At 64.5% G+C, this 9,540-nt stretch carries 10 protein-coding genes and 1 other RNA gene; 5 read left to right on the top strand and 6 right to left on the bottom strand.

Annotation, left to right across the window (positions count from 1 at the left end):
- Nucleotides 1-183: 183 nt before the first annotated feature.
- A complete protein-coding gene (locus ACEN88_RS17355) occupies nt 184-1,866 on the bottom strand; it encodes a serine hydrolase (RefSeq protein WP_413341509.1) in 1,683 nt (560 codons plus the stop codon).
- Between the two features lie 192 nt (nt 1,867-2,058).
- Here ACEN88_RS17355 and ACEN88_RS17350 point away from each other — a divergent pair, with 192 nt between their 5' ends.
- Nucleotides 2,059-4,179: a TonB-dependent receptor plug domain-containing protein gene (locus ACEN88_RS17350; RefSeq protein WP_413341507.1), complete on the top strand. Its 2,121-nt coding sequence runs from the start codon at nt 2,059-2,061 to the stop codon at nt 4,177-4,179.
- 4 nt (nt 4,180-4,183) lie between these two features.
- Here ACEN88_RS17350 and ACEN88_RS17345 read toward each other — a convergent pair whose 3' ends face one another.
- The 3 genes from ACEN88_RS17345 to groES form a co-directional block, all read right to left on the bottom strand.
- Nucleotides 4,184-4,618 (bottom strand): hypothetical protein, encoded by a 435-nt coding sequence (locus ACEN88_RS17345; protein ID WP_413341505.1) that lies wholly within the window; start codon nt 4,616-4,618, stop codon nt 4,184-4,186.
- Between the two features lie 147 nt (nt 4,619-4,765).
- Complete coding sequence (gene groL / locus ACEN88_RS17340) at nt 4,766-6,412, bottom strand: chaperonin GroEL (RefSeq protein WP_413341504.1); 1,647 nt, start codon at nt 6,410-6,412, stop codon at nt 4,766-4,768.
- Nucleotides 6,413-6,450: 38 nt separating this feature from the next.
- Nucleotides 6,451-6,741, bottom strand: coding sequence for a co-chaperone GroES (gene groES / locus ACEN88_RS17335; RefSeq protein ID WP_056130611.1), 291 nt, complete (start codon nt 6,739-6,741; stop codon nt 6,451-6,453).
- 364 nt (nt 6,742-7,105) lie between these two features.
- Between groES and ACEN88_RS17330 the strand changes: the two genes are divergently transcribed.
- From ACEN88_RS17330 to ACEN88_RS17315, 4 genes are all read left to right on the top strand, one after another.
- Nucleotides 7,106-7,336: a hypothetical protein gene (locus ACEN88_RS17330; protein WP_056130612.1), complete on the top strand. Its 231-nt coding sequence runs from the start codon at nt 7,106-7,108 to the stop codon at nt 7,334-7,336.
- A complete protein-coding gene (locus tag ACEN88_RS17325) occupies nt 7,333-7,644 on the top strand; it encodes a cell division protein ZapA (RefSeq protein WP_056130616.1) in 312 nt (103 codons plus the stop codon). Before ACEN88_RS17330 ends, ACEN88_RS17325 begins: the two co-directional genes overlap by 4 nt.
- A gap of 44 nt (nt 7,645-7,688) precedes the next feature.
- A non-coding RNA gene (gene ssrS / locus ACEN88_RS17320) (6S RNA) lies at nt 7,689-7,869 on the top strand.
- Nucleotides 7,870-7,939: 70 nt separating this feature from the next.
- Nucleotides 7,940-8,416, top strand: a complete 477-nt coding sequence (locus tag ACEN88_RS17315) for an EVE domain-containing protein (RefSeq protein ID WP_413341502.1) — start codon at nt 7,940-7,942, stop codon at nt 8,414-8,416.
- 93 nt (nt 8,417-8,509) lie between these two features.
- On the opposite strand, the gene lgt is transcribed toward ACEN88_RS17315, so the two are convergent.
- Together lgt and ACEN88_RS17305 are read right to left on the bottom strand one after the other, a co-directional pair.
- A complete protein-coding gene (lgt, locus tag ACEN88_RS17310; RefSeq protein ID WP_056130620.1) occupies nt 8,510-9,322 on the bottom strand; it encodes a prolipoprotein diacylglyceryl transferase in 813 nt (270 codons plus the stop codon).
- Between the two features lie 2 nt (nt 9,323-9,324).
- Nucleotides 9,325-9,540 (bottom strand): LysR substrate-binding domain-containing protein (locus ACEN88_RS17305; RefSeq protein WP_413341500.1); only part of this gene is annotated, 216 nt, incomplete at its 5' end.

Below are 9,540 nucleotides of genomic sequence, written 5' to 3'. Positions count from 1 at the left end.
GGCGAAAAACCGGCGCCTGGACGGCGGCCGGTTTCGGCGGCGGCGCCGGTTTTTCGCCCTTGCAGGCGGCCAGCACGGCCAGGGCGAAGAGGGCGGCGCTCAGCAGGCGGAACGAACGTGCGGACATGTGGGCAAGTTGGAAGGGAAAGAACCAGTCTAAACCAACTGGTGTTGCCCAGCAACTTAGCGGCTGGCTGAAGTCAGAGCGACCCGCCTGAACTGAACGTTGCGTGCTCTCTCCGTACTGATCGTGAACCCGGTGCAGCCATCGGCGCTGCACTGGTACTTGATCGTGCCAAAGCCAGTAGCATAGTCGCGTTCGCCGTTGAAACCGAGCGTGACCGTGCCGCCCGGATAGGTCAGCACGAGGTCGCCGTCCCTGCCTGCGATCGAATACAGGACGTGCAGCTCGTCGCTGTAGAAATCGCCTTCGAGCCGCTGCAACTCCGCTGCGGAAGGCATGGGACGCGCGGTGCGCATGGCGGGAACATCCTGCTGGCCCCAGTGCAGGACGCCGCCCGCGACGATGCCATCCTTGCCGGGCGGATCGAAGCTGAAGCGGGCATCGGTCGCCCTGGCAAAGAAATCGCGCTCGCCATAGGCAAACACGGGCATTTTCGGGAAGCCCATGCCGAGCGCCATCAGCCGCCCGTTCTCCTTGGTGAAGGTGATCCCGGATTGCGGCGACGTCGCGTAAAAGCCGACCAGCGCATCCAGCCGTGCTGGGTCGAGCTGGACTTCCTTGAACGTCTTCGCGGGCGCCACGGGCACGGCCGGCGCCGCGCCGGGTACGCGGTCGAGGGCCATGTCGGCGATCCTGCGCACGGTCTCGTACGTATCGATGTCGGCCGTGTTGGCGAGCACCACGACCGACAGACGCTGGTCGGGAAAACGCCAAAGCTGGGTGCTGTAGCCGCCGATCGTGCCGCCATGCTCGACGAGCCGCAAGGCGCGGTAGTTGTGGACAAACAGGCCGGAGGCGTATCCGATCGGCTTGCCGTCATTGAGCACGCCGGTGACCTGCATCTGCCTGACCACGTCCATCCCGCCGACGCGTCCATCGTAGAAATTGCGATCCCACAGGGCCAGGTCGCCCAGCGTCGTCAACACGCCGCCGTCGCCGGCCGGCGAGATGTTGACCGGCGCGAACTGGTAGCCCCCGGTGTCGCCGGGCACGTACGACAGGACACGGCCGGGCACGAGGGTGCGGTAGTCCTGCTGGAACAACGTGTGCGTCATGCCGAGCGGGACGAAGATGCGTTCGCGTGCAAATTCCGGAAACGGTTTGCCGGCCACGTGCTCCACGATCCGCGCGAGCAGCACGTAGCCGGTGTTCGAGTAGTCCCATTCCTGGCCGGGGTCGAAGTTGAGTGTGCGCTGGCGCCTGATCAACGCCAGCGCCTTGTCCTCGGCGATCACGTCGCCCGGGCGCAGGCCCGCCATGGCCATCAAGTCGAAGTAATCGCGCAACCCGCTCGTGTGGTGCAGCAGGTGGCGGATGGTGATCTTCTTGCCGAAGTCCGGCACGTCGGGCAGGTACCTATGAACGTCGTCGTCGAGCGACAGCTTGCCGTCGTGTGCCAGCAGGTGGATGGCAAACGCGGTGAACTGCTTGGACATCGAGCCGATGAAGAAGGCGGCGGACGGCGACATCGGCACGCCGCGTTCGATGTCGGCCATCCCGTAACGCTTCGTCAGCACCACCTTGCCGTCGCGGATCACCCCGACCACGGCGCCCGGCACGGCCGGCCGGTTCCACTGGGCGAACAGCGCGTCGATCTGCCGTTCCGGCGACGTGGCGGGGCCGGCGATGCCGGTCAGCGGCAGCGCGGCCAGCAAGGCCGCAAGCAGTGCAAATCGTTTCACGTGTCGTTCCTCCTTGCCAATGTGGTCAGGGAAGTATGGCAGATGTTGAACAAAAACGGACGAGAGTGGCAATAATTTTTTCTTATTGTAGGAATTCATGATTGCTACTGGTTGGAAGTAAACATTGCGTATCATTGGAATTGAATGCTACAGTCCGGCTGTCATATTGAACAATCAACCAGCCGAGGTCCCATGTCGCCACGCCGCACCATCCTTGCCTCCCTGATCGTGTCGGCCTCCGCCCTGGCGCAGGACACCCCGCCCGCGCAAGTCGACGTGCGCGGCAAAGCGACCGACTACGACCCGCGCCGCGACGACACCGCGGCCCGCATCGTCGTCCGCCACGAGGACCTCGTGAAATACGGCGACACGAACCTGCTCGACGCCCTCAAGCGGATACCGGGTGTGACGGTGAACGGTGCCGCCGGGCGCGGCGGCGAGGTGCGGCTGCAGGGACTGGGCAACGGCTATACGCAGGTGCTCGTCGACGGCGAACGCGTGCCGCCCGGCGTCGCGTTCGACACGCTGGCGCCCGATGCCGTCGAGCGCATCGAGGTGCGGCGCGCGGCCAGTGCGGACCTGCCGACCCAGGCCATCGCGGGCACCATCAACATCGTGCTGAAGAAGGTCGTCCGGACCCGGGAGCGCGAGTTCAAGGCCGGTATCGAAGCGGGCCGCGACACGCGCAGCCCGAATGCGAGCCTGCGCGTGGCGGACAAGCGCGACCGGTTCTCGTATTCGCTCGCGCTGGAGGCGATGCGCAACGACTTCGATGGCGACGTGCCCGCACGCGAGGAAGGATTCGACGCGGCCGGCCGCCCGACCTTGCTGCGCACGACGGCCAGCCGGGAACACGGTCACCTGGCGACGCTGAGCCTCGTGCCCCGGCTCGCGTGGACATTGGACGGCGGCGACACGCTCGCGCTGGAGGGACTCGCGACATTGAACCGCTTCCGCGTCGGCGTCCGTTCTCCGGTGACGACATGGCTGGGCGAGGCGGCGCCGTATCCGCGCCAGGATATCCGCATGAGCAACGACATGGGCTCGGTGCGCGCGGCGCTCCAGTGGGTGCACCGCTTCGAAGGCGGGGGCCAGCTGGAGACGAAGTTCAATGCCTCCGGCGGCTACACGGACAATGGCAGCGACCGCGATGCGGGCGGCAATCCGGCCGTCGGATCACTCCGCCGCGACATCGACTCGACGGGCCACGACCGCGACGTCGGCACGACCGGCAAGGCGACCTTGCCGCTGTGGGAAGGCCACGCGCTGGCCGTCGGCTGGGACGCCGGCCGCGCGCACCGCGAGGACGCGCGCCGCGAACGCGATCCGACGCAGCCATCGCTCGTCATCCCGCACGGCGACGAACGCTACACGGGCACCGTCACGCGTTTGGCCTTGTACGCACAGGACGAGTGGCAGGTAACGCCCGCCTGGTCGGCCTATCTCGGCACGCGCTGGGAGGGCGTGCGCATCCGTGCCGACGGCGCCGGCTTCGGCAGCGCGCGGTCGTGGTCGAGCGTGTTCAGTCCCATCGTCCAGACGCTGTATCAATTGCCGGGGAAGCGCAACGACCGTGTGCGCCTCGCCGTCGCGCGCACGTACAAGGCGCCCGGCATGGAGGCGCTGCTGCCGCACCGCTACACGACCGTGAACAACAGCCAGGTCGAGCCGGACGTGCGGGGCAACCCGAACCTGAAGCCGGAACTGGCGCTCGCCATCGATGCGGCCTATGAACGCGAATGGGCACCGGGCGCGCTGTTCTCGGTGAGCGCATCGCAGCGCCGCATCGACGACACCACGCGCAACCTGGTCCGCTTCGATGCGGCCGCAGGCCGTTGGGTGTCGCAGCCGGAAAACGTCGGCAGCGCGACGACGCGCACGCTCCAACTCGAAACGCATTTCCCGGTGCGGACGCTGGAACTGCGCGGCGACGTCGCGCGCAACTGGTCGCACGTGGATGGCGTGCGGGGCCCGGACAACCGGCTCAACCAGCAGGTGCCGCTGTCCGCCAACCTCGGCGCCGACTGGCAGCGCAACCGGTTCTCGGCCGGTGTCAACTTCGGGTTTCGCCAGGGCGGCACGGTGCGCGTTTCCACGAACCAGATGGTGTACCTGCACGCGCAGCGTGACCTCGACATCTACGCGGCCTGGAAACTGGGCGCGGGATCGACACTGCGCGTGACGGCCGTGAACGTGCCCGGCTCGGACTTCGTCAACGACAGCAGCTACGCGACGCTGGACGGCGTGCTGCGCAACCGTATCGTCAACGTACGCCGCCCCAGTGTGCGCGCGGCGTTCGAGGCCCGGTTCTGAGCCGTCAGCCGCCGACCCGCAGCCCGTGCTCGTCGCACCAGCGGCGCAGCGCGGTCTGCGTTTCCTCGGTGCGGAAACGCTGCCACGACTCGGTGGCGCCGCGCTCGTCGAGCAGGCGCTCGAAGCCGTCGGTGTCTTCGGCGCGGACGAGGTCGCGGATCGCCGCCTGGTCGCCCGCGAGGTGCGTGGCGGCGAAGCGGAACACGAGCTGGTCGCCGATGCCGAGCGTGCTCGCGGGCGGCACGGCCACGTAGTCGCTTTCTTCCGTGCTCCTGCCGGCGCCCGCGTCGGCCGGCATTGGCGCTTCCTCGTCCATGTAGTCGTCGTTGAGCAAATGGATCATGCCTGTCGCGCGCGCGACGAGGGCCGTGGCGCGGCCTTCGCCATCGTCGACGACGAGGGCCGCATGTTCGAGTTCGTCCAGGTTCACTGCCGCCATGGTGCCTCCGCTTTGCAAGTCGATGCCGCCAGTATGCAGCGGCTGCGGTTCAAGGCTCGCACGGTTAGTCCGGACAAAAGAAAAAGCCCGCAGGGCGCGAACCCTGCGGGCTTCCGGTGCGACGTAGTACGGCGCGGGGACCGGCTGTTACATCATGCCGTCCATGCCCATGCCGCCCATGCCGCCCATGCCACCCATGCCGCCAGCGGCCGGCTTGTCTTCGACGACTTCCGAGACCATGCAGTCGGTGGTCAGCATCAGGCCGGCGATCGACGCTGCGTTCTGCAGTGCCGAGCGGGTGACCTTGGCCGGATCCAGCACGCCCTGTTCGACCATGTCGCCATAGGTGCCGTTGGCGGCGTTGTAGCCGTAGTTGCCCTGGCCGGCGATGACGGCGGCGACGACGACCGACGGCTCTTCACCGGCGTTCTGGACGATCATGCGCAGCGGCTCTTCCATCGCGCGCAGGACGATCTTGATGCCGGCTTCCTGGTCCGGGTTGTCGCCCTTGACCTGCAGTGCGGCGCGGGCGCGCAGCAGGGCCACGCCGCCGCCCGGGACGATGCCTTCTTCGACGGCAGCGCGGGTGGCGTGCAGCGCGTCTTCCACGCGTGCTTTCTTCTCTTTCATTTCGACTTCGGTCGCGGCACCGACGCGGATCACGGCAACACCGCCGGCCAGCTTGGCCACGCGCTCCTGCAGCTTCTCACGGTCGTAGTCCGAGGTCGCTTCTTCGATCTGGATGCGGATCTGCTTGACGCGCGCTTCGATCGCTTCGGCGGCACCGGCGCCATCGATGATGATGGTGTTTTCCTTGCCGACTTCGATACGTTTGGCCTGGCCCAGTTCGTTCAGCGAGACCTTTTCCAGGGTCAGGCCGACTTCTTCCGCGATCACCTGGCCGCCGGTCAGGATGGCGATGTCTTCCAGCATGGCCTTGCGACGGTCGCCGAAGCCCGGGGCTTTCACTGCAACGGTCTTCAGGATGCCGCGGATGTTGTTGACGACCAGGGTCGCCAGCGCTTCGCCTTCGATGTCTTCGGCGACGATGACCAGCGGACGGCCAGCCTTGGCGACTTGCTCCAGCACCGGCAGCAGGTCACGGATGTTCGAGATCTTCTTGTCGCACAGCAGGACGAACGGGTTCTCGTGAACGGCAACCTGCTTGTCCGGGTTGTTGATGAAGTACGGCGACAGGTAGCCGCGGTCGAACTGCATGCCTTCCACGATGTCCAGTTCGTCGTTCAGCGACTTGCCGTCTTCGACGGTGATGACGCCTTCCTTGCCGACTTTTTCCATCGCCTCGGCGATGCGCTCGCCGACGGACGAATCCGAGTTGGCCGAGATGGTACCGACTTGCGCGATCTCTTTCGAGGTCGTGGTCGGCTTGGCGATCTTCTTCAGTTCTTCGACGGTGGCGGCGACGGCCTTGTCGATGCCGCGCTTCAGGTCCATCGGGTTCATGCCGGCGGCAACGAACTTCATGCCTTCGCGGACGATGGCTTGTGCCAGCACGGTCGCGGTGGTGGTGCCGTCACCGGCGTTGTCGCTGGTCTTCGATGCGACTTCCTTCACCATCTGCGCGCCCATGTTCATGAGCTTGTCTTTCAGTTCGATCTCTTTGGCGACCGAGACACCGTCCTTGGTGACGGTCGGGGCGCCGAACGAACGTTCCAGCACGACGTTGCGGCCTTTCGGGCCCAGGGTGACTTTGACTGCGTTGGCCAGGATGTTGACACCCTCGACCATCTTGGCGCGTGCTACGTCGCCGAACACTACATCTTTAGCTGCCATATTTGATTCTCCGATTTTTCAGGAAGTTATTGGACGAATTACTGGGCCACGACGGCCATGATGTCTTCTTCGCGCATGACCAGCAGCTCTTCGCCGTTGACCTTGACGGCCTGGCCCGAGTACTTGCCGAACAGGACGCGGTCGCCGACTTTCACTTCCAGCGGACGGACGTTGCCGTTCTCTTGCACTTTGCCGTTGCCAACGGCCAGCACTTCACCTTGGTCCGGCTTCTCGGCCGCCGCATCGGGGATGATCAGGCCGGACGCGGTTTTGGTTTCCTGGTCGAGACGCTTCACGATCACGCGATCGTGCAATGGGCGAAGGTTCATGCAAAACTCCTTTTAGTTGGTTTGACGAGCTATCCAGGGACCGCAGCCAGCCATCCTCGGGATCGACTCACTGCGGCGTAGAAAGGTTTGTTAGCACTCTCTACTAACGAGTGCTAATTATAGGGACGATAATTTGGCATTTCAAGCCACAGTGTTCGGGTTTTAACGGAATTTTTTGCGGTTTCGCAACCGATTCGGACGGGCTGGGACAATACGGAAGGCGCGCCGCCGGATGCGCGACCGGGCGGCGGTTGATGAATGCATAAGCACATGAGGGTAACATCGAACGTCCGCGACAGGGCGCACGATCGCACGGGAGCGCGCGCCTGTTGACGAAAAATTCAAGACGATCCTATAGTTACGGATGATTTCCGAATTCCAAGACCTCTCCGATAAGATCGACCGGCTCGCCCAGTTGACCCAGGCGCTGCGCAGCGAGAACTATTTGCTGCGCCAGGCGAACGCCTTGCTCAGCGCGGAAAACGTCGACTTCAAGAACCGGCTGATCGCGGCCCAGCAGCGCGTCGAAGCCCTGCTGGCGCACCTCGAACCCGCGCCCGAAACGACGACCGACGACGCCGAGGCCCCGCAATGATCCAACTGGACGTAACCATCATGGGCTTGCCGTATCGCCTGGCGTGCCGCGACGGCGAAGAGAAGACGCTGCGCGAAGCCGTGGCCTATCTCGACGGCAAAATGTGCGCATTGCGCGACTCGGGCAAGGTCAAGGGCACGGACCGCATCGCCGTGATGGCGGCGCTGTCGGTGGCCGCCGAATTCCTGTCCGTGAAAGCGCCGCAGGGACCCTTGGCGGACCTGACGATCCTGGAAGTCAAGCAGAAACTCGAGGCGATGCACACGGTGTTGGATGCCGCACTCTCTGCCGACCAAAACCTGGCCTGATCCTAAAAACGTTTGACATGCCCGGCCATCGTAGTAAACTGCCGTCTACCCTGCGGTGTTCGAGATTTGCCATATATTCCTTGAACCATTCTTTCGCATAGGTTGTGGAACATGTTTGGTGGGCGCGATCGTCGCTAGTTCGACGAACCCGAAATTGAACTGACTACGACCACCTTGAGCCATCAGGTTCGGGATGCCGGCAAAAACGGCACAGGCGGGGATATATTCCGAAGCGGTTGCGTACGATAAGTTCGCAGCCGCTTTTTCATTTGTGCTGACGAATGGAGACCCGCGCATGCGCTACTGGTTGATGAAATCCGAACCCGATGAAGTGAGTTTCGCCGACGTCCTCAAGGCGCCCGGCAAGACGGTCGCCTGGTTCGGCGTGCGCAACTACCAGGCCCGCAATTTCATGCGCGACCAGATGGAGGTCGGCGACGGCGTCCTGTTCTATCACTCCAGTTGCGCGGTGCCGGGCGTGGCGGGCATCGCGAAGGTGGCCAGCGGCGCGTATCCCGATGCGTCGCAGTTCGACCCTTCCAGCCATTATTTCGATCCGAAGGCGACGCGCGAGCAGCCGCGCTGGATCTCCGTCGACGTGACGGCGGTGACGGAAGGGCGTTATCTGCCGCTGACCGAGATGCGCGGGGTGCCGGCGCTGGAAGACATGGTGCTGCTGCAGAAGGGCAGCAGGTTGTCCATTTCGCCGGTGACGAAAGCGCAATGGGACAAGGTGCTGGAGTTGATGGGCGTGTCGATCCCGGCCACGTAATTCAAACCGTCGCCCCTGCGAAGGCAGGGGGCCAATTTGTACGCGTTATCGACATGCGTAAAACTTGGCTCCCCGCCTGCGCGGGGACGACGTTCAGGCGTGCACGGCCCGTTTATTTGAACCTGAATACGCCCACCCCAGCATGATCAGCCCCGCCACGATCATCGGCAGCGACAACACCTGCCCCGACGTGATCGGCAACCCCATCACATGCGTCTCCCAATCGGGCACGCGGAAATACTCCGTGAAGAAACGCGCGCAGCCATACAGCAGCGTGTAGAGCGCACCGACGGCGAGGCGCGGCCGCGGCTTGCGCGCGAACAGCCACATGATCACGAAGACGAGGATGCCGTCGACGAGCATCTGGTACAGCGGCGATGGATGGCGCAGCCCTTCCACGCCCGGCCACAGCATCGCCCACGGCAGGTTCGGATCGGCCAGGCGGCCCGGCAGCTCCGCGTTGATGAAATTACCGAGACGGCCGCACGCATAGCCGATGGGGACCATGGGCGCGATGAAATCGTACACGTCGAGCAGGTTGCGGCCGCGCTTCCTGGCCCACAGCGCCATCGCGATCAGCACGCCGAGGAAGCCGCCGTGGTACGACATGCCGCCGTGCCACGTCATGAAGATCTCGGCCGGGTGCGAGAAATAATAGTCCGGGCGGTAGAACAGCACTTCGCCGAGGCGTCCGCCGATCACCACGCCCAGCATCCCGTAGAACAGCATGTCGTCGAGGTCGGTGTTGGTCCAGCCCTGCGCCTGCACGTGGGCCTGCGTCTTGATGCGGACGCGGCCGAGCAGGATGAACAGGGCGAAGGCGACCACGTACATGATCCCGTACCAGTGGATGTCGACGGGGCCGATGCTGAAGGCGACCGGGTTCGGTTGCGGGTGAACGAGCATAATTAAATTGTCCTCAGTAGTTCCAGGAAGCCCTTGAGCACCGGCGAAGGATTATCGCGGCGCCATGCGATGCCGGTCTCGACCAGCGGGGTCGCGTCGGCGAGGGCACGGTATTCTACGCCCGGCCGCATCAGGTTCGACACGGATTGTGGCACAAGTGCCAACCCCATGCCTGCGGAGACCAGACTCACGATCGTTTGCATCTGGATCGCCTGCTG

The sequence above is a fragment of the Massilia sp. CT11-108 genome, from assembly GCF_047302915.1.
GTDB lineage: Bacteria > Pseudomonadota > Gammaproteobacteria > Burkholderiales > Burkholderiaceae_D > Telluria > Telluria orientalis.
This window is presented reverse-complemented; position numbering and strand designations above follow the sequence as displayed.